22 protein-coding genes and 1 tRNA gene are annotated in these 22,517 nt (G+C 50.1%); 10 read left to right on the forward strand and 13 right to left on the reverse strand.

What is annotated here, in order from left to right; translation table 11 throughout:
* The first annotated feature begins 14 nt into the window (after window positions 1-14).
* Window positions 15-1,604, forward strand: coding sequence for a C-3',4' desaturase CrtD (crtD, locus tag ACUVQO_RS00265; protein WP_445923888.1), 1,590 nt, complete (start codon window positions 15-17; stop codon window positions 1,602-1,604).
* A 149-nt stretch (window positions 1,605-1,753) separates the two neighbouring features.
* Here crtD and ACUVQO_RS00270 read toward each other — a convergent pair whose 3' ends face one another.
* The 3 genes from ACUVQO_RS00270 to infC form a co-directional block, all read right to left on the reverse strand.
* Entirely contained in the window at window positions 1,754-2,104 is a 351-nt protein-coding gene (locus tag ACUVQO_RS00270) for a histidine triad nucleotide-binding protein (RefSeq protein ID WP_445923889.1), read from the reverse strand.
* 83 nt (window positions 2,105-2,187) lie between these two features.
* Entirely contained in the window at window positions 2,188-5,160 is a 2,973-nt protein-coding gene (locus ACUVQO_RS00275; RefSeq protein WP_445923890.1) for an MFS transporter, read from the reverse strand.
* A gap of 261 nt (window positions 5,161-5,421) precedes the next feature.
* Window positions 5,422-5,949, reverse strand: coding sequence for a translation initiation factor IF-3 (infC, locus tag ACUVQO_RS00280; protein ID WP_233746124.1), 528 nt, complete (start codon window positions 5,947-5,949; stop codon window positions 5,422-5,424).
* 350 nt (window positions 5,950-6,299) lie between these two features.
* On the opposite strand from infC, the gene ACUVQO_RS00285 reads away from it, so the two are divergent.
* Window positions 6,300-7,274, forward strand: coding sequence for an alpha/beta fold hydrolase (locus ACUVQO_RS00285; protein ID WP_445923891.1), 975 nt, complete (start codon window positions 6,300-6,302; stop codon window positions 7,272-7,274).
* 39 nt (window positions 7,275-7,313) lie between these two features.
* Here ACUVQO_RS00285 and ACUVQO_RS00290 read toward each other — a convergent pair whose 3' ends face one another.
* Entirely contained in the window at window positions 7,314-8,606 is a 1,293-nt protein-coding gene (locus tag ACUVQO_RS00290; RefSeq protein WP_445923892.1) for a DNA double-strand break repair nuclease NurA, read from the reverse strand.
* Between the two features lie 74 nt (window positions 8,607-8,680).
* Window positions 8,681-10,012 carry an RNA-guided endonuclease InsQ/TnpB family protein gene (locus ACUVQO_RS00295; RefSeq protein WP_445923893.1) on the reverse strand — a complete coding sequence of 444 codons (1,332 nt, stop codon included), beginning with the start codon at window positions 10,010-10,012 and terminating at the stop codon, window positions 8,681-8,683.
* Between the two features lie 116 nt (window positions 10,013-10,128).
* Between ACUVQO_RS00295 and ACUVQO_RS00300 the strand changes: the two genes are divergently transcribed.
* The 3 genes from ACUVQO_RS00300 to ACUVQO_RS00310 all read left to right on the forward strand — a co-directional run bounded on the left by ACUVQO_RS00300 (window position 10,129) and on the right by ACUVQO_RS00310 (window position 11,693).
* Window positions 10,129-10,251 carry a hypothetical protein gene (locus tag ACUVQO_RS00300; RefSeq protein ID WP_445923894.1) on the forward strand — a complete coding sequence of 41 codons (123 nt, stop codon included), beginning with the start codon at window positions 10,129-10,131 and terminating at the stop codon, window positions 10,249-10,251.
* 708 nt (window positions 10,252-10,959) lie between these two features.
* Window positions 10,960-11,328, forward strand: a complete 369-nt coding sequence (locus tag ACUVQO_RS00305) for a hypothetical protein (RefSeq protein WP_445923895.1) — start codon at window positions 10,960-10,962, stop codon at window positions 11,326-11,328.
* Window positions 11,277-11,693: a CAP domain-containing protein gene (locus ACUVQO_RS00310; protein WP_445923896.1), complete on the forward strand. Its 417-nt coding sequence runs from the start codon at window positions 11,277-11,279 to the stop codon at window positions 11,691-11,693. Before ACUVQO_RS00305 ends, ACUVQO_RS00310 begins: the two co-directional genes overlap by 52 nt.
* A 260-nt stretch (window positions 11,694-11,953) precedes the next feature.
* Here ACUVQO_RS00310 and ACUVQO_RS00315 read toward each other — a convergent pair.
* Window positions 11,954-12,027 (reverse strand) — tRNA-Val (locus tag ACUVQO_RS00315).
* A 201-nt stretch (window positions 12,028-12,228) separates the two neighbouring features.
* Between ACUVQO_RS00315 and ACUVQO_RS00320 the strand changes: the two genes are divergently transcribed.
* Window positions 12,229-12,744: a hypothetical protein gene (locus ACUVQO_RS00320; RefSeq protein WP_445923897.1), complete on the forward strand. Its 516-nt coding sequence runs from the start codon at window positions 12,229-12,231 to the stop codon at window positions 12,742-12,744.
* A 310-nt stretch (window positions 12,745-13,054) separates the two neighbouring features.
* The gene (locus ACUVQO_RS00325; protein WP_445923898.1) at window positions 13,055-13,222 is read left to right on the forward strand and encodes a hypothetical protein; all 168 of its coding nucleotides are present in this window, start codon (window positions 13,055-13,057) and stop codon (window positions 13,220-13,222) included.
* A 15-nt stretch (window positions 13,223-13,237) separates the two neighbouring features.
* Here ACUVQO_RS00325 and ACUVQO_RS00330 read toward each other — a convergent pair whose 3' ends face one another.
* The 7 genes from ACUVQO_RS00330 to ACUVQO_RS00360 form a co-directional block, all read right to left on the reverse strand.
* Window positions 13,238-13,630, reverse strand: coding sequence for a phosphomannose isomerase type II C-terminal cupin domain (locus tag ACUVQO_RS00330; RefSeq protein ID WP_445923899.1), 393 nt, complete (start codon window positions 13,628-13,630; stop codon window positions 13,238-13,240).
* 177 nt (window positions 13,631-13,807) lie between these two features.
* Entirely contained in the window at window positions 13,808-14,488 is a 681-nt protein-coding gene (locus ACUVQO_RS00335; protein WP_445923900.1) for a GerMN domain-containing protein, read from the reverse strand.
* A 165-nt stretch (window positions 14,489-14,653) separates the two neighbouring features.
* Window positions 14,654-15,553 carry an LmeA family phospholipid-binding protein gene (locus tag ACUVQO_RS00340; RefSeq protein WP_445923901.1) on the reverse strand — a complete coding sequence of 300 codons (900 nt, stop codon included), beginning with the start codon at window positions 15,551-15,553 and terminating at the stop codon, window positions 14,654-14,656.
* Between the two features lie 90 nt (window positions 15,554-15,643).
* Window positions 15,644-17,491, reverse strand: coding sequence for a proline--tRNA ligase (gene proS / locus ACUVQO_RS00345; RefSeq protein ID WP_445923902.1), 1,848 nt, complete (start codon window positions 17,489-17,491; stop codon window positions 15,644-15,646).
* Window positions 17,492-17,574: 83 nt separating this feature from the next.
* Window positions 17,575-18,093 (reverse strand): hypothetical protein, encoded by a 519-nt coding sequence (locus ACUVQO_RS00350; protein WP_445923903.1) that lies wholly within the window; start codon window positions 18,091-18,093, stop codon window positions 17,575-17,577.
* 155 nt (window positions 18,094-18,248) lie between these two features.
* Window positions 18,249-19,415 (reverse strand): MFS transporter, encoded by a 1,167-nt coding sequence (locus ACUVQO_RS00355; RefSeq protein WP_445923904.1) that lies wholly within the window; start codon window positions 19,413-19,415, stop codon window positions 18,249-18,251.
* A 71-nt stretch (window positions 19,416-19,486) separates the two neighbouring features.
* A complete protein-coding gene (locus ACUVQO_RS00360; RefSeq protein WP_445923905.1) occupies window positions 19,487-19,612 on the reverse strand; it encodes a TOBE domain-containing protein in 126 nt (41 codons plus the stop codon).
* 259 nt (window positions 19,613-19,871) lie between these two features.
* Between ACUVQO_RS00360 and modA the strand changes: the two genes are divergently transcribed.
* From modA to ACUVQO_RS00375, 3 genes are read left to right on the forward strand one after another with little or no spacing between them, the layout of a single operon-like run.
* The gene (gene modA, locus ACUVQO_RS00365) at window positions 19,872-20,687 is read left to right on the forward strand and encodes a molybdate ABC transporter substrate-binding protein (protein WP_445923906.1); all 816 of its coding nucleotides are present in this window, start codon (window positions 19,872-19,874) and stop codon (window positions 20,685-20,687) included.
* 17 nt (window positions 20,688-20,704) lie between these two features.
* Window positions 20,705-21,442, forward strand: a complete 738-nt coding sequence (gene modB, locus ACUVQO_RS00370; RefSeq protein WP_445923907.1) for a molybdate ABC transporter permease subunit — start codon at window positions 20,705-20,707, stop codon at window positions 21,440-21,442.
* Window positions 21,375-22,442: a sulfate/molybdate ABC transporter ATP-binding protein gene (locus tag ACUVQO_RS00375; protein ID WP_445923908.1), complete on the forward strand. Its 1,068-nt coding sequence runs from the start codon at window positions 21,375-21,377 to the stop codon at window positions 22,440-22,442. The genes modB and ACUVQO_RS00375 overlap by 68 nt, the downstream gene beginning before the upstream one ends.
* Window positions 22,443-22,517: the final 75 nt, after the last annotated feature.

Here is a 22,517-nt window from a genome sequence, read left to right on the forward strand (position 1 = left end):
ACGTAAAGAGCTTCATGACCAGAAAGCGGGTTGTTGTGGTTGGGGCTGGTATTGGCGGGTTAACAGCAGGCGCACTGTTGGCCCATAAAGGCTATTCGGTTTTGATTCTGGATCAGGCATTGGTGCCGGGAGGGTGCGCTTCTACCTTTCGGCGACAAGGATTTACCTTTGATGTGGGGGCCACTCAGGTCGCCGGATTGGAACCGGGTGGAATTCACTATCGCATCTTTTCAGAATTAGCGATCGATCTGCCGGCGGCGACTCCCTGCGATCCAGCCTGTGCAGTTTATTTACCCGGTGAAACGGAGCCGATTAAAGTCTGGCGGGATCCGGATCGGTGGCAGGCCGAGCGACAACGACAATTTCCCGGTAGTGAACCCTTCTGGCAACTGCTGGCCGATTTATTTCGTTACAGTTGGGCCTTTCAATCTCGCAATCCCGTATTGCCACCCCGCAATCTCTGGGATTTGTGGCAACTGGTGCAGGCCGTTCGTCCCGATACCCTCCTGACCCTGCCCCATACCTTCTCCACAGTCGGTGATGCCTTACGAGGTTATCGGTTGGAGCACGACCAGCGGCTGAAAACCTTTCTAGATCTGCAACTCAAGCTTTATTCTCAGGTTGATGCAGAGGAAACTGCGCTCCTATATGCGGCCACAGCCTTAAGTGTGTCACAATCCCCTCAGGGACTCTTTCACCTGCAGGGTAGTATGCAGGCGCTTAGCGATCGCCTCGTCACCGCACTAGAACGATATGGTGGCAAACTACTGATGCGCCACACCGTAGAGCAGATTTGTACAGAAGCAGGTCAAATTATGGGCGTGCGAGTCCGTAACCAGAAAACAGGCGCAACCTGGATCGAACCTGCCAATCACGTCGTTGCCAACGTTACGGTACAAAATCTCGTGCAACTTCTGGGTGATCAGACTCCCAAAGGCTACCAACATCGCGTGGAAAAACTTCCTCCCGCCTCTGGTGCTTTTGTCATTTATCTGGGTGTGGATGCCAGTGCCATTCCAGAAAACTGCCCTCCCCATCTGCAGTTCCTATATGACTATGATGGTCCGATTGGAGAGAATAATTCCCTGTTTGTCTCTGTCAGCAAGCCAGGCGATGGTCGTGCTCCAGCAGGAAAAGCCACAATTATTGCCTCCTCTTTTACAGACGTGGAAGCGTGGTGGAAGGAAGGATCAGGGATCGGAGATCCAGAATTAGGGATTAGATTAGGGATGGGGGCAGAGGAAAGCCAAAATTATCCCCACCCAATCCAAAAGCCACAATCCCAAAATCCCTACGATCGCCTGAAGCAAGCTTATACTGATACCGCGATCGCCCGTCTGAGTCAGTTTTTCAACCTAAACGACCAGACCATACTGCATATTGAATCGGCAACTCCCCGCACTTTTGCTCGATTTACGGGGCGAGATCGGGGGATCGTCGGCGGTATTGGGCAACGTCTGTCTACTTTTGGGCCATTTGGATTTGCCAACCGAACGCCCATTCAGCATCTCTGGTTAGTCGGGGACAGCACCCACCCCGGTGAAGGTACGGCTGGAGTCAGCTATTCTGCTTTAACTGTTGTTCGGCAAATCGAAGCAGAATAAATAAAGAAAATCGAAGCAGAATGAAGATATTTAGGTTGTTACTAATTGACTAAATTTATCTTTGTCGCTTTTGCGACTCGACGATATGCTGTTTGACGTTTGATGTATCACGTGATGTATCATGCTATCGCGCAACCCATCCTACAACCTCAGCCTGGGGGCCAGTGCATTTGACGACCGCCAAGAAGATGGAGATGGAGATGATAAACGGTTTGTCCGCCGTCGGGACCAGTATTAATTACCAATCGATAGCCATTAGTCAACCCTTCCTGTTCAGCGACTCGTTTGGCAGTTAACAGCAGGTGGCCCATAAGGGCATGATCTTTGGATTCCGCATCCGAAAGCTTGGCGATCGGCTGTTTGGGAATCACCAGAATATGCACGGGGGCCTGGGGGTTGATGTCCCGGAAAGCGATCGCCAGGTTGTCCTCATAAACAATATCCGCTGGGATTTCTTTGCGAATAATTTTGCTAAAAATCGTTTCTGTTGCTTCAGACATACAGGAAATAACTTCGCTGATAGCTTACCAGTGCAATTTTACTCAGAGAAGCCCGAATAAATAGCTGGTTTACAAATTGTGAATCACAAGTTAGTATGGCTTCCCCCAGCAGAATTAGGGGGCAGGGGAGCGGCACCGTTTGAATGCTCCATTTTTTTCAGCATAGTTTGCACCTGATCCAGCACCAAGGGGTCGGGATCATGCTGCAGCAAGGGCAGCAATTTTGGCATAGCGCGAGGAGAAGCCATCCACAAATAAGCCAGCACGGCCTCGCGGACAAAGCCCTTGGGATGGCGGAGGCAGGAAATGGCTTGTTCCACCGTTAGAGTCCAACGGGCCTGACGGGCCAAGTGAAAGCAGCAGGCGATTGCCCAATCTGACAGGAAGTGGCGCAACTCCAGCAATCGACGCAAGCGATCGCTAGGCTGGGCTGGATCATACCCCACAATTTCAGACAAGCTATGCAACTTTTCCCAATCCGAATTGCCATCTAAAATACTCAGCAAGGCCCGTTTGCTGGGAATATCCAGGGTATTATCTAAAATTTCTAATCCGCGGGCCACATTGCTCCGGGAGGCCGATTGCAGATTAAAGGCTGCCGCTTTCACCGCTTCAATCGGATACAGAAACTGCATCAGCATAAAAATTCGTTCCTGGGCATCCATCTGTAATGCTTTCAGCGCCCGTCTGAGTAAATCGGCTTCTTGCAGCCGCACCCGATCTGGGGCCAGATCGATCAAGGCTCCATACAGTTGGCCGATGAACACCAGTTCTTGATCAATCAATTGTTCAACGCCACTGCGTCCCATACGATCCAAGACACTCTCAATCCCCACATCTCCTGGCATCTCTAACAAAATTCGCAAAATATTCCGGCGGTTCGTTCCCCAGGCAATCATTAAATGGGAAATTAGTGCATCGAGGGCTTCCAGGCTACCAATCAAACCGATCGTCTGCCATGCCCGTAGCCTGACTGAATCTGGCTTTTGCACGTCCTCAGCCAGCTTTACCAGCATCGGAATTGCCTCGTTATCCAGCCGCATCAGAGCTTTCATCGCTGCTTCCCGCGTAGATTTATACTGCAATCCCCGCAGAAGCGATGGGTAGAATTCTTCCAGATGGGTGGCCGCGATCGCCTGCAAAATTGCCCGCCTCACCCGCAACGATTTATCCTGCAACAACGTTGGGATATAGATTCGAAGTGCTTGCAGATAATTTGCCTCTGCCAGCGCACGACATCCCATGACCCGTTCCCGCTCTAATTTATGAGTCAGCATTCGCCTCAAGGTCGTGGTTGCCTCAGCCTTTTGAGTTGGGTTTCCCCGGCGTAGCATCAAAGAAGCTGCTGTACCGCGAACCACTGGATCCACCTCTGTCTGCAAATAGGGCCGCAATTTCCGGATATCGGGAGATTCTTCTGTTAACCAGACAAATCGCAAAGCCAGAGCCAACACAGCGGGGGGGGGTGAGAGTTCAACCAGCGTTTTGACCTGAGGCAGATAAGCAGAATTAGGATACAGCAACATGGCCTCCAATCCCCGGCGCTGGAGTTTAGGAGAGAACTTGGTCAGATGAGGAGCCAGCACCTCTCCTGCGCTTTTGGGATCGACTTTACTGAGTAGATCAATACAGGACTCTTTACGGTCTTCGGAAACTGGCTTATCCAGAGTTTCCACTACCCAGCGACGCAGTTCCAGTTCATCCACATCCTGACTGAGTTGACCCCGCTCCGCACTCATTACCAATAAATTGACATACCTGGCCCGTAGCAGCAAAATGGCCAAAATCCAGACCAGGGCCATCAGCAGCATGACGGGAAATAACCAATCCAACTGGGCATCCTTCAGAATCAAGCTGAGAGTCAGTAAGGCCAGTCCAGTTACTCCTGTAGAAATGGGTTCGGCAATCCCTCGGACGATCGCCTGAATCCGACTCCGAACACTATCTGGAATCGGCTGGAAAAGCACCGGACTGACACTCGCAAACAAAGTGTAGTGCAGTAGCTCATCCAGGAGCTTCAACAGAACAATTCCCATAAATACAGGCTGTGTCCAGGAGAGATCAGTCACCAGTTGAGAGGGCCACGCCGGACTAGAGATCAATAAAGCACTCAGAAGGGCGATCACTCCCGGTAACACAACCGAGGCCGCAAATACTCCTACCCGCTCAATCACCCGGCTGGAAGCTAACCACTGCATCGCTACTTCCAGAATCCCCAGGAAGCCATTGAACATCCCCAGGAATGCTGCAATCTGCCCTTCAGAGCTAGAAAATTGTTGCTCCAGCGCTCCCAAAAAGCGAAAATCTATCAGCAAAAACAACACCTGAGCCAGGATAAAAAAGGCGAACAGCAGCACTACATAGCGCCTGAGCGGCCCTTGAATTGGGCGGTTCCTGGAGAAATCAGAAGGCTGCTCCTCGATCGCAGTCCGTTTTCGCAGAAAGTCGGGAAATGCCTGTTGGTAAGCCTGACTGAGATAGAGCAGAATTCCGGCTCCAAGCATCATCATCACAAACGACAACAGCACCACATTGTTCAACCCGACCCCGGAAATTAAGACTCCCAGGGAGAAACCACTGATCACATCCGCCACCAAAATGCCACTGCTGATCAGGGGGTAGGTGCGTTTAATCTCCCGAATGTTAAACAGTTGGTTCGCGGTAATTGAGGTATTGAGGTCATTCAACACATTGATCGCCTCAATCCATAACCGCATGAAAAAGACCGTAATCCCGGCAAGGCTAGCTCGCCAAAATTCAATACCAGCGATCGAGAAGTGGGCAAGTTGAAAAAGATAGAAGTTCTCAAAGCTGAGGCTAACCCAAAAGAAGAGCAGGGGAGCAGCCATCAGCAAGGCAATAATGACAATTACCCGGCGCAAGGGCAAAAACTTCTGCAGGTAGGAGTAGAAAAAGCTTAAGCCAGAACCAATACCAGCACTGGCAATGTAGATCCAGGGCAATCCCTCAGTCGTGTAAGTTTTCAGAAACAGATCTGCTGTAATTGCCTCTAGCCAGACCAACCCAATCGAGGTGATGGCATAAAATGCAAACATCAGGAAAGTTCGTTCAGCCTCTTCCGAACGAAGGTTCACCCCCTGCAGAATTTTCTGCTTCCACCTCTGGTTAATAAACCTCTGGTTGATCTGCTTAATGTGCCCCATTCAACCGTTGCTTCCTGTTTTGCAGCGTTTCTCTGAACCTACCAATGTTGCAGTTTTTTCTAAATACGTAAAAAACCATCTAGAGCACTATCTTACTAAAGTGCCCTCGATGGCTTGCATTTTAGAAACTGCTTAACGTTCTGTTTCAGAACGTTATTTCTTAGGAGCGAGAAGCATCATCATGTTTCGCCCCTCTTGCTTAGGGGTTTGTTGTACTTCAGCCAGTTCTTGGAGATCTGTAGCCAGACGAGTCAGCAAGTCTCTAGCAATATCGCTATGCTGAATTTCCCGTCCTCTAAACATGATGGTGGCTTTCACCTTATCGCCATCTTTGAGAAAGCGCTTGGCCTGGTTAAGGCGGACATTGTAATCATGTTCCTCAATTTTGTAGCGCATCTTGACTTCTTTAACGTCAACGGTATGCTGCTTCTTCTTGGCTTCCTTTTCTTTCTTGTCCCGTTCAAACTTGAATTTTCCATAGTCAATAATACGGCAGACAGGGGGATCTGCCTTATCTGTGACCAGCACCAGGTCGAGTTCTTTCTCTTCTGCGAGCTGCAGCGCTTCCCGAGGAGTCATGATCCCTAACTGGGAGTTGTCAGAATCAATTACTCGGATTTTGGGAAATCGAATACGTTCGTTAATGATTGGTAGGTCGCGGGTTGGCTTATTTCCAGTCACAGGCAGTATTTAAAGTTAAAAGATGAGATGAGTAATGAACAGCAAATCGATCCGAAAGTAGATCAACTCAACTTTGGATAGAGATCCAGTTAACTATCTTAAAAGAGAGATAGGGGTACCCCGTCAAAACGGGGAATGAATCATTTAAATTTTTCAGGCTACTCATTGTATCTGACATTTTACTCGCTCTACCAGGCTTGCTGCTGCTTTGTTAAGGTAAATTCCAAGATGTATCAATCTATTCCCTCAGGACAAGAGTGGCTAACCTTGCTGTAGCCATCGGTTGAACCGCTTAGAATGGAAATTAGAATTTTGTAAAGGTTGTTTAACGATTTTGTACTGAGGTAACGGTGACACAGTGTTTGCCCTGGTATCGCCGAGTCGGTCGGCAGCGAGATTGGGTATGGCGAGGTTGGCAGACGCGCTATCTCTACGTTCCCTGTAGTACGAGCGATCGCTCCACCCCTCTGATCCTGCTGCATGGGTTTGGAGCATCCATTGGGCACTGGCGGCATAATTTAGCGGAATTGGGCCAGGCTCACCCCGTCTATGCATTGGACTTACTGGGATTTGGAGCCTCGGAAAAAGCATCTGTCTCCTATGGATTGGAGTTATGGGTAGAACAGGTTTATGACTTCTGGCAAACCTTCATTGGGCAGCCTGTAGTGCTGATCGGAAATTCGATCGGATCCCTAGTTTGTCTGGCGATCGCCTCTGCCCATCCCGAAATGGTAAAAGGGATGGTGATGCTGAACCTGCCCGATTCTTCCGTATTGGAAAATCCGCAATGGGTACAAACCACTCTCAATCTGCTCAAACCCCTGACTAAACCGACTTTAGGCATTGCCAAATGGCTGTTTACAACGCCCCTGGTGTTTAATCTGGTGTTCTGGATGATTCGCAGTCCCAGCTTTATTCGCCTCTGGGCAAAACAGGCTTACGCCACCCCGACAGCCATTACGGACGAATTATTAGAAATCTTATCAGAGCCAGCCTACGATCGGGGGGCCGCCCGCACTCTCCGCAAAATGGTGAAAGGTAAAACCCAAAGCAGTGTTAATTACTCTGCCAAAGCCGTTCTGCCAACTCTGGAAATTCCCATGTTGCTATTTTGGGGCCTTAAAGACATGATGGTGCCACCCAAACTGGCCCGGTTGTTCCTGAAATACAATGCCAATTTGAAATTAATCGAAATTGAAAATGCGGGCCACTGTCCTCATGATGAGTGTCCAGAGTTAGTCAACCGCGAAATCTTAAACTGGATTGCTTCCTGGGACATTCCCGCAAACAATCGGGTTGCTGTAGACAATCGACAGAACTCCTGAGTACTTGATGCAAGAAACCCGATTTATGAGGTGCACCCTTCACGCAATACTGCCCCGTTTGCGGGCTTCTTTATAGGACACACCAACGTTTTGCAGTCCAGCACGAATCATTTCCTGCTCTAGAAAGGCAAAAAAGCGGGCACGATCGCCCCCTCTTACTACTGCCTGGTTGTGAGCTTCAGCCAGAGAAACGGGATAGCCATACCCTTTCTGAACCTGAGCCAGGGTAATACTGAGGGCTGAATCGATCAGATCCTCATCTTCCATCACCCACGCAGGCACTTCGATGCGAGCCACTTCCGTGCCCACATGCAGATAGCAGAAGTAGATCCAGTGGTGGCCATATTGCTCCAGGATGTTAGCCGAACTCCGCCAAAAGGGGCTACGCTGTCCAGGTTTTAACTGCATGGCCCACAGTTTTACATCTTTCAAAGGTTCCAGCACCTGGCAGGGTAGACGATCGCGCTGATCACTGCAGTGTTTTCCACAATCCGGCGTTTCGTAGGGGCAGGCAGGTAATCTGAGAAAATTCAGTGATTCCCCACTGCGGGATGCACTGAGGTAACCCACCAAAGGAATTCTGGCTGCTCGCAACTGTTCCCAAGCTTCCAGGATGGGAATCAGAATCCGATCGCGGGCTTCTGTCGGCAGGGGTTCCAGGAACCAGTAAATGAGAGAACCGTCGGTGAGGGCGAGGGTGGGTGGGTGGGAAGGGGAGTGGGGAAGGGGCAGGGTGGAGGGGTGGAGGGGTAGGGTTGCTTCTTTTCCACCTTTTCTACTTCCCCCATCTTCCCCATCTTGCCCATTTCTCTTGCCCATCGTTCCCCCTTTCACCATCACTCCCAATTCTGCTAGAGCGATCGCTTCGGAGACGGTACGGCGATAGCCCATCCATTCTTCTGTACGGATGCCCCACTGACGGGAAACATACAGATCTTCGGGACGGTAAAACACCTCTGGCAGGCTGTCCAGCAGGGGAAAGCGATGCTGGCCATAGGGCAAGATAATGCGGCCAATATTGATCAGATAACAGTAAGCAATTTCATGGTGACTGGGAGCAATTTGGGAGCCATCGGTGGCCAGTACGGTATGGGCCGTTGGGGGACTAGAAATAGAGACTCGTAGATTCAGGGGTTCAATCGGTTCCGCGGCTGTAAAACAGAGCCGATCGCGCCAGGTTTGCAGGCGGCTAACAAACTCCTGCTGCTGCTGAAATGCCTGGTTTAGAAAGGTGTTGGCTAATTCTATACGGTTCCGTGTGGCCACTGCTTCCTGCGTTAAATGATGGCTAATCCCCTGCATTTGCTGGGCCAGTTTCGTTAAATCAAGCACTCAGCTATCCCTACTGCAATCGCCAGTTTGATCCTACAATTCACTTGTAGTGACATACTCCCGACGCTGACCGCTTATGCGGTACAGCGCGGGCTTCTCTTCCAATCCGAAGCTGGTTGAGCATTTTTGAGTAAGGCGATGTCCAACCCTACTTTTTTGATGAGAATTGCTGCATTCGTGTCTCTGTCGAGTTCCGTAGCGCAATGTGGGCAAGAATGCCATCGGTCAGATAACTCTTTCGGAACACGATTGAGGCAGTTTGAGCAATGCTGCGAGGTTCCTTTGGGGTTTACTTTGACCACTCTCTGACCAGCTTTTCCAGCTTTGAAAGCGAGTATGTCAAGGAATTGACTCCAGCCTGCATCAGCAATACTCTTATTCAGTCCAGATTTAGCCGATTGACCATTGGGAAGAAACTTACCCGCTTCGTCCTGTTTTGGTTTGGCGCATCTGGACATGTTTTTCACACTTAGATCCTCAACAAACACAACATCGGCTTTCTTGAGAACCTTTTGCGCGGTTTCAAAATGAAACTGTTTCCGTTGCCGTGCAATCTTTTGATGCAACTTGGCAACCTTGCGAACTAGCAGCTTTCGGGCGCGGCTTCCTTGTTTGGCAGTCGATACCTTTTGCTGCAAACGTGCAAGCTTTTCTTCTGACTTTCTGAAGTGCTGAGGGATTGGCTCAAATCCCCCATCTGAATCAGCCAAAAATTTTTCAAGTCCCAAGTCTATCCCGATAGAGTTGTTTTCTCTTGGCTCAACATCGGAAATAAATTCTGGGACAGACATATCCTCTAGCGTCAGCGTGATATACCAGCCATCTGCTTTTTTAGTAACAATAGCGGTTTTAACTTTAAACCCTTCAGGCAGTGGACGATGCCAAATTACTTTAAATATCCCAAGCTTGGGTAGCTCAATCTTGTTGCCATCAATCCAGGCGATTGAGGCTTGAGGATAGGTAAACGAGCGATAGCGATTCTTTCCTTTGAAACGGGGTTTGCCGCTCCGATTGCCGTTACAATCACCACTAAGATAACGGTCAAATGCCAATTTGACCCGCTTCACCATATCTTGAAGAGCCTGGGAGTAAATCTCTTTGTACCAGGGTCTATCCTGCTTCAGTGGGACAAGAGAGCGTTTCTGGCTGTAGTAGTTGGGCTGCTCCCGTGGCTCAGCGATACTTGCCACCAACGGGCAAGCGTTCACTGGGCAGCGATTCATCTCCCACCAATCAAAGCGATCTGCCAACATCCAGTTATATTGCAATCGCAACATATCAAGCCAGCGCGACAGTTTAGCGCGTTGCTCAGAGGTTGGCAGTAGACGGTATTGGTAGGCAATTCGCATCAGTTTTGCTCCGACAACTGACGCAATCCAGCCATAGCAATCAGTGTTTTTCTGCATCCGGGACAGGACACAGTCATCCTCTCTGCTGTCTTGTGTTTTGCCATAACAATCCAAATGTTTTACACTTTCATAGTGTACTACCAAACAGCATCATAATCGCAAGGGAAAGACGATTGAATATTCGAGTCGCCGACGAAGAGTGGGGCAAGTTAAAAGCTTATGCAGGCAAAAAAGGATTGAGCATGGCAGAGGTAATTCGCTTCTACATCAGTTCTCTGCCTAGTGCCGATAGATAGTGTGTTCGTCTCGGCATTGTTGCCTTCCCTCGCTTCGCATTGGTCAGGCAACGTACCTCGACTCACGCGCCTCTCATCCCGACGCTCACCCGAAGCGGGTAGAGCGCGGGGCTTCCCGTCTGAAAGCTAAATTCATCCGTACTGAAAGTGGCCTGAGCGATCGTCTACCCCAAAAGTGCTGGAATAATCCTCTCTTATGTAACATGGCTCAAGTGCAAAGCTCAGGGATTTTACCAGAACGTGGAATGATGATTCCAGTTTTTCTGACAATGTGAGGGATGAACGAGTTGGTCTACAAAGAACTAGGAACCTCCTGAGTCGAAGCATCCCCCTAACTTCCAGGGAGTCCATCAGCGATTCCCCGCTTCGCCTAATCAGGTCTGGTCAATTACTCAAAATCCTGGAGAAATAAAGCACTTTTTCATCAAGCTGCTTCCAGGAATAGCCCCCGATCGGCGATCGACATCAAGTGCCTGTGATTACCAAAAACATCAGGTGCTGGCTTTGTTGTGAGCAATTTCGGCAGAGCACTGCACACAACTATCTCATCAAGCAAGATACATGACCACAAATTTGGATTTTGTTCATCATTCATCCTGCCCCCATGCAGGACACTCGAATCCTTCACCCTTAAGTACATCCCTCCCAGTTTCTGGTTCTAGCATTACCAGCCCATCCGACCTCACCGCTCCGCTGATACCAAGAAACATGCCATCAGGCAGTTCAGCGCCCTTAACCCCTGCTCATCTCGAAATTTCTACCCCAGTCTTACCCGGTAGTACGCTCGACTCTACCCTCCCGATCGCACCTGCCACTCCTGCTGCTTCCCCCCAGATCCCACAAGTGGATGCGATCGCCCAAACCCTGGCTCCGGGTACTTACGATGTCAGCGTCTCCCCCACCACTCCAGCGATCGCAACTCCGCTCCCCACTCTATCTCCTGCTGTAGCGACACCCTCTCCGGTTCCTTCCGTGGTGGAAATACCTCCAGTTGCGCCCCTGCAGCCGCCCCAATTCCCGACTTTGTGCAACGGGTACTCAATCTCACCAATCAATTCCGGGCCGCCAACGGTCTAGCTCCTCTGCAACTGAACATTGAACTAGATGCCGCAGCCCTGGGTCATTCTCAGGACATGGCCCTGAACGATTACTTTGACCATAATGGTCTAAATGGGTCTACCCCAGCCAGCCGCATAAATCAGGTTGGTTATGTTTATTCTATTTATATAGAAAATATTGCCGCTGGTTACGACACTCCCGAAGAAGTCGTTCAGGGATGGATCGACAGTCCTGAGCATCGTGCCAACTTGCTCAACTCCAGCTTCACGGAAGTTGGCATTGGCTACTATTACCTGGCAAACGATACTGGTGTGAATAATTACTACAGCTATTGGACACAGAATTTTGGTGGCAGCGACTTGAATCCTGCAAGCTATGTCTGAGCAATCACCCTGGCGCCTGAAGTCACGGCTATCCGGAGAAAACCTGCCGACGCAGGTTACTGAAAACCTTATTTTATTGAGTCTGCGTCAGTAGACTGGGTGAGTGTAGTCGTGGTTTTAACCGCCAGATACTTTTAAACACCCTCCAAGCATTAGAGCAGGTAGACAGAGACTAGGGAATAATTGTGTCCCGACGAGATGATAAGCAATGGTGCTACTTCACCAAATCATCAGTATCTGTTGGAGAGGGTTTAAGAAGATGGACACAACTGGACTCGAACCAGTGACCCCTACGATGTCAACGTAGTGCTCTAACCAACTGAGCTATGCGTCCGTGATAGTTTACTAGCATACCACAGGATGGATCGAGGGAATCGCAAAACTCAGTTCTCAGCAACTTTTTAAAAGGTAGGCAGTTGGCAAAAAACTTGCTTCAGTTTTTCAGAGTTGGGCTTAAATAAAAGAGAACTCTGCCGCGCAGAGACCAAAGGAGTGAAAGATGCACCATTTCAAAAAGTGTTCTATGGATAAACCAATGGCATATCTCTGGAGTGGCGGGTGTGTTGCATTAGGCAGTGTAGCGCTGGCTGCTAGCTTCGCTCTTGGTTCACCATCCTCTGCTCAAGCACAGGCTGCTTATGGAAGCTACATTGGGGCTGGCCCTTCTTTTGGGCTATCAGGTGGAGACAACAACCAGTCTGAAACTTCCGGTTCTTTCGCGGTTCGTTATAAGTTTCTCAGAGCACCTCTTTCGATCAGAACTCAGGTGTTGGTTGGCGGCACTGGAACTGCGGTAGTTCCTACTCTATCCTACGATTACCCGCTGGATTGGCAAACTGACCTTTACATTGGTGCAGGGGCTTCAGTGGTACGTGGTGGAAATACCCCCATTGGCAATAAAAGTAGTTTTGTGATTCAGCCGGGGGTTGATTATGTCATGCCTTACAGCCGCTGGGTGTTATACGGAAATGCCATTATCTCTTTTGACGGCTATGAAAATAATGGGAGTGCAGGCTTCTCAATTCAGGGAGGGACTGGTCTGAGGTTTTAAGCATTCCTGAAGGGTTAACTCGATTCCGTAGCACGATATTGCTAAGCCAGGTTCTGGGAAGTTTTCCAGAGCCTTTTTTACGTAGAATTTTTCGCCTCTCTGCCTATCTGTTACTTTAATCACATTGGAATGGGCTTGCAGGCTGGGATGGATGCTAATTTCGGTTAGCAGGACTGTTTTTTTTCATCACCTGATTCCGTGATTGCTCGCAAAAGATCACGTTAGAACGATCATGTCGCTAACGCACGATCGTCACTTTGTTCAGCAGAAAACCGAAGGATAGTAAGACAGTCCTGAATTCGGTAAAAGCATGAAAGTTATCATCCAATTTGATCCGCATCAATCCCGAAATCTATTTGTTCGGTTATTCTCTAATGCTAGAGATGCTGAGGTTGAGATTGAATCTCATGCAACTTCCCCATCGGGAGCAGCCATTTCTGACTGGATTGAATTAGAGATTCTAATGCGTCCTGCTTAAGTTAAATGCTCTCATTCACTCGCTTGGAGCATCCTCAAACCGAATGATATCGTCTTCTCCTAGGTACTCGCCGTTCTGCACCTCAATCATCACCAGAGGAATCACTCCTGGATTCTCAACCCGATGGGGTGTTCCCATTGGCACATAGGTTGATTGCTTCTGCAACAGGATCGTTTCTTTGCCGTCACACACCACTCTGGCAGTGCCAGATACAACGACCCAATGTTCGCTGCGATGGTAATGCATTTGAGTACTGATGTGCTGACCCGGCGACAATTCAATCCGGTTAATTCGGTAATGTCTTCCCTCTTCCAAAACAGTGACTGTGCCCCAGGGTCGAACTCGAGTAATATCTGCGTCTGGAGATTGGGAATGCAGCAGGGTGGAACTGTTAAAGGTGTCAACCATATTCGCCTTCCACAGGGTGTTTTTTTAAGCTTACTACTCCCTTTGGGTTGAATAATTTCCCGGAAATCATAAAATTTTGATAAAGCTGTCCTTTGTCCTTTGTCCTTTGCAGATGACCCGTGACGAATCACAGAGGACAATCTTAATTCAGAAGGGTACTGTTACCTGCGGGTAATTCTATTGCACAACTTGTTGGGGAAAGTCTTTCTGAAACTGCTCACGGGTGATGGGGTAGTTCAGCATTAATCCCTCACCTCCCAGAGTTTCCAGAGGTTTGCCCGCGATCGACAACCAGACCTTGGCCTCGGGATCAGAACTGGTTGCGGTGTAAATCACCTGAGCCACTCTCCCAATCATAGATGCGCTGCCACCGCCTTTTTTGAACTCAGGAGACAGATCGATGTGAACGCCATCTGGTTTCATCGTTACACTTCGTAACGTGGTGCCTGCGGGAATGGTGGTACTGGTGTCAGGATTGACTGGACCTGCCAGCAGTTGATTAAGAGCCGCTTGCATTCTGATCTCCAAGTTACTGGGAACCGTTCCTTGAATGGGGGTTGGCACCAGTTGCAAACGATCGCCCACTGGCTTTAACCAATAAACTTGCGGTGCATGGTCTGCAGGGGCAGAAGCAGGATTGGCTGGAGACGCTTTGCTGGCATCTGGGGTGGCAGGCAAGGCAGGCGGTCTATCTTCGTTGGGTTGTCCCTGCTGAGCCTGTTGCGTGGCTTTGAGGTCAATGTTATTTGGCTGGTGAGTGATCCACCAAGCGATCGCACTTCCAACTCCGATCGCTAATGCCGAAACACCCGCAACTACAGCCAGGGGAATTGAACGACGGGGTTGTTGGTCTTGCATCGTAAAACTCCTCCTGAGAACTGCGAGAAACTATGCCAGTGTAATAGATCTACCCCGACCTGAAAAAGTTTCAGAGGAAAGCTAAAGAACCAGGGCAAAAATAAGGGCGCAGCGATGGCGATCGATCTCTGTAATCAAGCAAACCCCTATACTGAATGCTATACCCTAGAGCCTTAAACCAGCGGGAAGTTGCAGAAATCCGGCAAGCTCCAGTCGTCCCTCATTGATACTGGCTTTGAGAATTTTGGCCCTGACATTGAGTAAGGCAGCGTAGCGTTTGACATCGAGTTGCTCAGCTAACCGATCGGCAAAGTTACGGGCGGCTTCAGCCGTCAGAGGTTGCCCATTTAGGGTGATGGTGGGATCGGTGAAGCGGATCTGGCGTTGCTCCAAAATGTCAAATCCCGTTTCTGCCTGGATTTTAAGCACTGCCGAAGTTTTCAGATCGACAATTTCCGCCTGTACGGCAACTCGTTGATTCGGTAAAAACTCGACTTTCGGATCCTGGACTCGGTATTGGTCGATTCGGGTGCGAATTTGTTGCAGTCTGCTGGGCTGTCTGGGCTGCTCCGGTGGTCGGTTTTGCTCCGGTTGGTTAGATGATTCTGAGGGGGGTTTCGGTTGGGCTGGTTGGTTATCTTGCTGACGATCGCGGCTGTCGATCAACCGTTGAATCGCATCAGCCACCACCTTTGACTTGAGCGCCCGGATCACATCTTCTTTGGTGATGACAATGCGAGCAGCAACTCCCAGCGGTCGCTGCAGAACCACTCTAGTCGGCTTATCAAATAGTTGGCGACGCTCGACATCAATCGGATCGGTTTCCACCTCGAGCGTATCAATCCGTACATCCTCCACTGGAAAAAAGCCCCGTCCGGCAATCCGGATTTTGTCTACCTTGCCGTTGGCCACATTGAAGACAGGAGCATTATCGATTCGCACCTTTAGCACTTCCACCTGCTTAAATTGCGATCGAATCGTGCTTTCGGCAATTTTGTCGGCCGCAAAGTTGGCCGGAGACAGCACGCTGATCAGGCTGGAGAGGATGAGGATGAAGATTTCCATAGGGATTTTGGATTTTAGATGGGGTAGGAAAAGGTGGATGATGAATAGCGGCTAGTTTTGAGCTTTCCGTTTTCAGGTCGGAATTACCCATCACCTCTTCATCCCATCACCCTTCTCACCTGCAATCCACTGGCTGAGAGTAGATACTACCTTTTCCAGGGGCAATTCTTGGGTTTCGCGAGTGGCACGCTTGACGATTTCGACTTTACCATCCTTGAGAGATTTTCCGGTAACAATTCGGTAAGGAATCCCGACTAAATCCGCATCTTTAAATTTGACTCCGGCCCGTTCGTTGCGATCGTCCAGTAAGGTCTCGATGCCAGCCTGGTTGAGTTGCTGGTAGAGGGTTTCGGCTGCTTGCACCTGAGCGGTATCACTGACATTGGGGATGACGACAATCGCCTGGTAAGGGGCGATCGCCACAGGCCAGATAATCCCGTCTTTGTCATGGGACTGCTCAACCGCCGCTTGGGCCAGACGGGATACCCCCACGCCGTAGCAGCCCATCACCAGGGGAACTTCTTCACCCTGCTCATTGGTATAGGTAGCTCCCAGAGCGACAGAATATTTTGTGCCCAATTGGAAAATGTGACCGATTTCAATGCCTCTGGCAGTCTGTAGGAGTTGCTGGGGATCATGGATCGCCCGATCGCCTGCGACTGCCCTGCGTACATCTACCACGTCGGGCCGCTGAAACTCTTTGTCCCAGTTCGCCCCCACAACGTGATAGCCCGCTTCATCTGCTCCGGTGACAAAATTTTTCAGGTCAATCGCTGTTTTATCCACCAGACGCAGGAACTTGGGGGCGACTCGACCTGCGGCCTGCATTCCCACAGGAGCGGGTTTGGCAGGTTTGATGTAATTGTCTGCCAGATTGGGAGCTACATAGCCCAGCGGTAAGGGTTTGGTAGCCCATTTTTCTTGAGCGGCAGCATCAGGGACAGTAAGGGAGAGAACAGTCTTAGCACTATAATTACCTGCCCGTTTCACCAATTCATTTTGCAACTTTACTTCATTCACATCCTGGTCACCGCGAATGCTAACCAGCACCAGCACGGTCATACCATTATCATAGATGGCCTGATACAACACATTCTTGACTACACAGGTAGGCGAGCACCTGAGAAACTGGCACAGCTTTTCAATAGTATCGGTACCGGGGGTTTCTCGTTTTTCATATTTCTTAAATGGAGAGGGTTCTGCATCAGGGGGCAGGGAGGTAGCTTTTTCCACGTTGGCTGCATACTTACCATCCTCAGTGTAGAGAATCTCGTCTTCTCCGGCATCGGCCAGTACCATAAACTCTTGTGAGCCGGAGCCACCGATCGCGCCAGAATCTGCTTCTACCGCCCGAAATGCCAGTCCCGATCGCCGCAGGATGTTGCGATACGCCTGATCCATCTTCTGATAGGTCAGTTTCATCCCAGCCTCGTCAGCATCAAAGGAGTAGGCATCCTTCATGATAAATTCCCGACCGCGCATGAGGCCAAACCGGGGACGAATTTCATCCCGGAACTTGGTTTGAATTTGATACAGGTTAATCGGCAATTGACGGTAGGAACGGATCATGTCGCGAGCGATCGCGGTAATCACCTCTTCATGGGTTGGCCCCAGTCCCATTTCTCGTTCCTGGCGATCGACCAGGGCAAACATAATACCTTCTGCCTTTGTGTAGGTATCCCAGCGACCGGACTCTCGCCACAGTTCCGAAGGTTGCAATTGGGGCAACAGACATTCCTGGGCACCAGCGGCATTCATCTCTTCCCGCACGATCTGAGATACCTTTTGCAGCACTCGCCACATCAACGGCAAATAGGCATAAACTCCGCTGGCAATGCGTCGAATGTAGCCTGCCCGCAGCAGTAACTTGTGGCTGGGAATTTCGGCTTCCGCTGGATCTTCTCGCAAAGTGACAAACAGCATTTGAGACAGTCGCATTGCCCGTTCCTTTGAGTCTGGTTAAACTGCTTTCTCAGTCTAAGGCACGAGTAGAACAACTAACAGGGATAGGAATGAAGATGTCAGGGGGAGGGGAGTAAGCCCTGACGGAAGGCGGCCATTTGTTTGGGATTAGCGGTCAGATTGGTAGCCAGCACTTCAACCAATTGTGCCTGGGAAAGGTAAGGTTGCTGAGTCAGCGTGCGTTTGACAATCACGGATGCGATCGGCCCGATCGACTTAGCAAGTTCTAATTCACAGCGCTGAATAAAAGCTGGATCGATCATCGAGGCCAGTTGCTGGGTCATGGAAGGCGCGATCGTAGCTCCCTGAGTGGCACTGGAGGAAACAGGCACATCCGGTTTGCGAGTCTGCATTATCTGGCTCGCCTGCTCTCGGAAGCGCGATCGCTGCAGCTCTGGTACATAGGTTGCCAATTGCTCAATCACCTCAGAGGCATCCAGAACGTGCTCTAAAGTCCGGTTCACCACCACGGGAGCGATCGGGCCAATCAAAGTCATCAGTAACTGTTCTAAAGATTTTTGTAGCTCCACGGGCAAGGGGTTGATTTGCCGCTGACTGGGAGAAGAATTCCCGTTCATGGTGGGGGCAGGGTAGAAAATTGCTGGCTTCTGGAATCAGTCACCAGATAGGGCACCGTCGGTACATCCAGCAGTACCGCAGGCACATCCTTTTCCCTTCCCGCTAATATCTGCTGCAGAGCTTGTAAGGCTTCAAACGCATCCCTATTGTCTAATCAACGGTGCTCAATAGAAATTCTTTTGATCCAAATTAGAAATGGAATCGCTATTAACTGGAGCAATACAGAAAACATGATTAAAAGAGCGATTGAGCGATCGTACAGCCCCCCCATCAAGGCACTACCTAAAAACCAGGCGATGCCATACCCGGTGTTAAAAATCCCATAAGCAGAACCGCGACGTTCTGGCGGCACCATACCAGCAACCACTACTTTTAAGATCGATTCTTGCGCTCCCATCCCGATGCCCCATAGCACCATGCCTATCATGGCAGAAGTAGGTCCCCCTAGGAAGACAAGGGGAGCAAATCCTAAAGAAAATACGATCGCGATTATTAGTGTGGCAATTCCAATCCGGTCAAACCAGTAACCAAAAGCCAATGCCGCGATCGCATCCACACCCATCGCCAGCGCGTAAAGCAGGGGAATCTGAGTCGGCTGATTCAGTCCAATCTGTTGTAGGTGAAAGGCAATCAGCGGAAAATCAATAAACCCAGCGGCAATCAGGGCAACGGCCATCAGATAAATCCAAAAGCGGCGCGGCAGTCCCTCTCCATGCAGATCTTGTGTGGTAGGTTCAAATTCACGCGGGTTGGGATAAATCCACTGACTGATCAACAGCACCACCAGCCCCAAAACCGCCGGAATCACGAGAATGGCAAACCCAGCCGGATAGCCTTCTTGCAGTGCCAGAACTGCCGTTACGAGCAACGGTCCCAAAACCGCCCCAATCTGATCCATTGCCTCATGGAGTCCAAAGCCAAAGCCTTTGCCAACCCGGATAGCAGCATAGGATAGCAACACATCTCTGGGGGGAGTCCGAATCGCTTTGCCTGTGCGTTCGGCAATCATCAGTCCTGCCAGCACTTCCCAGCGACCAGCCAGGGCCATTAAGGGAACGACGATGGTGTTAATCACATAGCCTAATGTCGTAATGCGCCAGTATTGTCGAGTGCGATCGCTGAGATAGCCCGTGACCAGCCGTAAGCTATAACCAATCAGTTCCCCAAACCCTGCCGTCAAACCCACAACCGTGCCACTGGCCCCCAAGACTGCCAGATAGGCTCCAGAGATGCTGCGTGCCCCTTCATAGGTAGCATCGGCACAGAGACTCACAAATCCCAGTAACACGACAAATTTGAGGGCAGCACGAGATTTAGACATGGAAAGTCCTGGTTATTTTCCTACTGCTTGCACTCAGAGGATAGCTTAACGATCCCCTGGACTGAGACTGATCAATCCATTGCGATCATGACATCCGACGCTTTCACGACAGCATAGACTTCTTTGCCCTCTGCCAGTCCCAGTTTTTCCGCCGAAGATTTGGTGATAATCGCCACAACCTCAATCCCTGAAGCCACTTCAACATCATTGTGAATGAGAAAAGCATCCGGCGGTTAAAATCGCGACTACACTCACCCAGTCTGCCGACGCAGACCCAATAAAATCAAGGTTTTCAGTAACCTGCATCAGCAGGTTTTCTCCATATAGCTGCAACTTCAGTCGCTAGGGTAACTCAACAATTTGGATACCTGAGCTAAAGAACCTCAGGCAGATATCTTGGCATAATGTCAATAATACTTGCCTGCAGCATTAAGTTTGCCAAGGAGTTGTCAGAAAATGATTACGAAGCGAGGGTGGCTTTGGGTGCTGGCGCTGATGGGTTTGCTGTCTGCGTGCGGCTTGTCTACGGCGGATCTATCGTCCTCACCTTCTGCAACTTCCACGGCTGAGCCAATTACCTTAACGGTTTCTGCGGCGGCTGACTTGAATGATGTATTTCCAGAGATCGGCAAGTTGTGGGAGCAAGAAACTGGACATCGGGTGACGTTTAACCTGGGTTCCACAGGACAACTGGCGCAACAGATCGAACGGGGTGCGCCAGTGGATCTATTTGCGGCAGCCAATAAGAAATTTATCGAGGATTTAGACAAAAAAGGGCTGATACATTCAGGCACAAAGGAGCTATATGGTGTGGGACGGCTTACCCTGTGGCAGCGGGAAGGGGGTACTCACGAGATTAAGGACATCCAAGACTTAATGAAACCTGACATCAAGCGGGTGGCGATCGCCAATCCAGATCACGCTCCCTATGGCGTGGCGGCACGACAGGCGTTGCAATCGGCGGGCATTTGGGACGCGATTCAGCCGAAATTAATCCTAGCAGAAAATATTAAGCAAACCCAGCAGTATGCCCAAACTGGCAATGTGGATGTGGCGATCGCGGCGCTCTCGATCAGCGCGCAAAAGCCGGGGAAATGGGTATTGGTGCCTGAGAAACTGCACAAGCCCCTGGAGCAGATGCTGGCAGTTCCCAAAAGCGCTCCTCATCCAGAGGAAGCTAAACAGTTTGCGGCCTTTATTAATGGGGGGAAGGGAAGACCCCTAATGCGGAAGTATGGCTTTGTTCTGCCCAGCGAGGAACCTGTGTCATGATCTGGCAATCTTCCATTTTGTCTCTCCAAGTTATCGTCCTGGCAAGTGTGCTGATTCTGATCACTGGTCTCAGCGTGGGGATATTTTTAGCCCGAAAGAAATTTCCAGGACAAATTTTTGTTTCGACCTTGCTCAATTTGCCGCTGGTATTACCCCCCAGTGTGGTGGGCTATTTCTTACTCCTAGCTTTAGGGCGGGGTAGCCCAATTAAGGAATGGTTGGGTATCGATCTGCTGTTTACCTGGCAAGCCGCAGCACTCGCATCTACAGTGGTAGCACTGCCTTTAATGGTGGAATCGACCAGAGCGGCGATCGCCAACGTCAACCCGGAACTGGAAGCTGCTGCCCGCACCCTGGGCTCGACAGAGCAGGAAGTGTTATGGCGAGTTACTATCCCCGTGGCGTATCGAGGGATTTTGGCTGGGTTCGGACTGGGTGTCGCTCGTGGATTAGGGGAATTTGGCGCGACGTTGATGGTAGCAGGCAGCATTCCTGGACGTACCCAAACCCTGCCGTTAGCCATTTACGATGCCGTGCAAATGCAGCGCTACGGACTTGCTAGCGTCATGGTGCTAATTATGACAACAATCGCCTTCGCTCTGCTGTGGTGGGTCAGGCATCTGGAAGCCCAACATCCCCAAAATCGAACCCAAAGGCAGCGGCAACCACAACCCAAAAAGAGTCGCCATGAAACTCATCGTCGATATTCAAAAACAGCTTCCCCATTACAACCTGGAGGTAAGCTTTGCCGTTGAGGGAGAAACCCTGGGACTATTGGGTAGTTCCGGATCGGGCAAAAGCATGACCCTGCGCTGCATTGCTGGCATTGAAACGCCGACTCAGGGAACCATCGTGCTGAACGATCGCATCTTGTACGACTCTCACAAAGGGATCAATCTACCCAGTCGCGATCGCAAAGTTGGTTTTTTATTTCAACACTACGCCCTGTTCCCCCATCTGACCGTTGCTCAAAACGTTGCCTATGGGTTGAGAGGTTTATCAAAACAGGCCACTCACCGACGAGTTGTCAAGCACCTGAAGCAGGTGCAGTTGTTGGAATTTAGCGATCGCTATCCGCATCAACTCTCTGGAGGACAGCAGCAGCGAGTCGCGTTAGCCAGAGCATTAGCCACACAACCCGATATATTGTTGCTGGATGAACCATTTTCGGCACTGGATACCCATTTACGCAGTGAATTGGAAAAACAACTGATTAAAACCCTCGCTAGCTATAAGGGACTCACCCTTTTTGTTAGCCACAACCTGGAAGAAGCCTATCGAGTTTGTCAAAAATTATTGGTGGTTGATCAAGGTAAAGTTGCGGCAGTGGGAGACAAACAGGCAATTTTCGATCGCCCCGGTACACTTGCCGTTGCCCAACTCACAGGCTGTAAAAATTATTCCTGCATTCAGCCAATTGATTACCACACGATTCGTGCCATTGATTGGAATTGCACCCTTCAGACTGCAGATTTGGTTTCATCCTGCCATACTCACATCGGCATTCGCGCCCATCAAGTTACCTTTGTGGATACCCTTGACCCGCCCAATACATTTCCTGCCTGGGTGGTTTGGAGCAGCGAAACCCCGCACCGCATGACGCTCTATCTAAAGTTGGGAAAACCGCCGATCGATGCCGATGATTACCATCTCCAAGCGGAAGTATTCAAAGAGAAGTGGGAGGTTCTGAAGGATCGCCCATTCCCCTGGCTGGTGAGGTTGAATCCACAAAAGTTGCTGTTACTAAAGCCTTAAAGGTGTGCCATGGAATTACACCAGGCAATTTCCTCTTTTATGCGTCCATTAGTGCGCTAGCATTTGTCGTAAGCT

The sequence above is a fragment of the Leptodesmis sp. genome (assembly GCF_052746595.1).

Excerpts from the sequence above, each read along its gene's own strand:
- ACUVQO_RS00320 (WP_445923897.1), top strand. The coding sequence starts at position 12,229 with ATGGCATATCTCTGGAGTGGCGGGTGTGTTGCATTAGGCAGTGTAGCG.
- ACUVQO_RS00350 (WP_445923903.1), bottom strand. The coding sequence starts at position 18,093 with ATGAACGGGAATTCTTCTCCCAGTCAGCGGCAAATCAACCCCTTGCCC.
- ACUVQO_RS00270 (WP_445923889.1), bottom strand. The coding sequence starts at position 2,104 with ATGTCTGAAGCAACAGAAACGATTTTTAGCAAAATTATTCGCAAAGAA.
- ACUVQO_RS00325 (WP_445923898.1), top strand. The coding sequence starts at position 13,055 with ATGAAAGTTATCATCCAATTTGATCCGCATCAATCCCGAAATCTATTT.
- ACUVQO_RS00275 (WP_445923890.1), bottom strand. The coding sequence starts at position 5,160 with ATGTTTGCATTTTATGCCATCACCTCGATTGGGTTGGTCTGGCTAGAG.
- ACUVQO_RS00340 (WP_445923901.1), bottom strand. The coding sequence starts at position 15,553 with ATGGAAATCTTCATCCTCATCCTCTCCAGCCTGATCAGCGTGCTGTCT.
- modA (WP_445923906.1), top strand. The coding sequence starts at position 19,872 with ATGATTACGAAGCGAGGGTGGCTTTGGGTGCTGGCGCTGATGGGTTTG.
- proS (WP_445923902.1), bottom strand. The coding sequence starts at position 17,491 with ATGCGACTGTCTCAAATGCTGTTTGTCACTTTGCGAGAAGATCCAGCG.
- ACUVQO_RS00305 (WP_445923895.1), top strand. The coding sequence starts at position 10,960 with ATGCCATCAGGCAGTTCAGCGCCCTTAACCCCTGCTCATCTCGAAATT.
- ACUVQO_RS00335 (WP_445923900.1), bottom strand. The coding sequence starts at position 14,488 with ATGCAAGACCAACAACCCCGTCGTTCAATTCCCCTGGCTGTAGTTGCG.
- ACUVQO_RS00330 (WP_445923899.1), bottom strand. The coding sequence starts at position 13,630 with ATGGTTGACACCTTTAACAGTTCCACCCTGCTGCATTCCCAATCTCCA.
- ACUVQO_RS00295 (WP_445923893.1), bottom strand. The coding sequence starts at position 10,012 with ATGCAGAAAAACACTGATTGCTATGGCTGGATTGCGTCAGTTGTCGGA.
- ACUVQO_RS00355 (WP_445923904.1), bottom strand. The coding sequence starts at position 19,415 with ATGTCTAAATCTCGTGCTGCCCTCAAATTTGTCGTGTTACTGGGATTT.
- ACUVQO_RS00375 (WP_445923908.1), top strand. The coding sequence starts at position 21,375 with ATGAAACTCATCGTCGATATTCAAAAACAGCTTCCCCATTACAACCTG.
- crtD (WP_445923888.1), top strand. The coding sequence starts at position 15 with ATGACCAGAAAGCGGGTTGTTGTGGTTGGGGCTGGTATTGGCGGGTTA.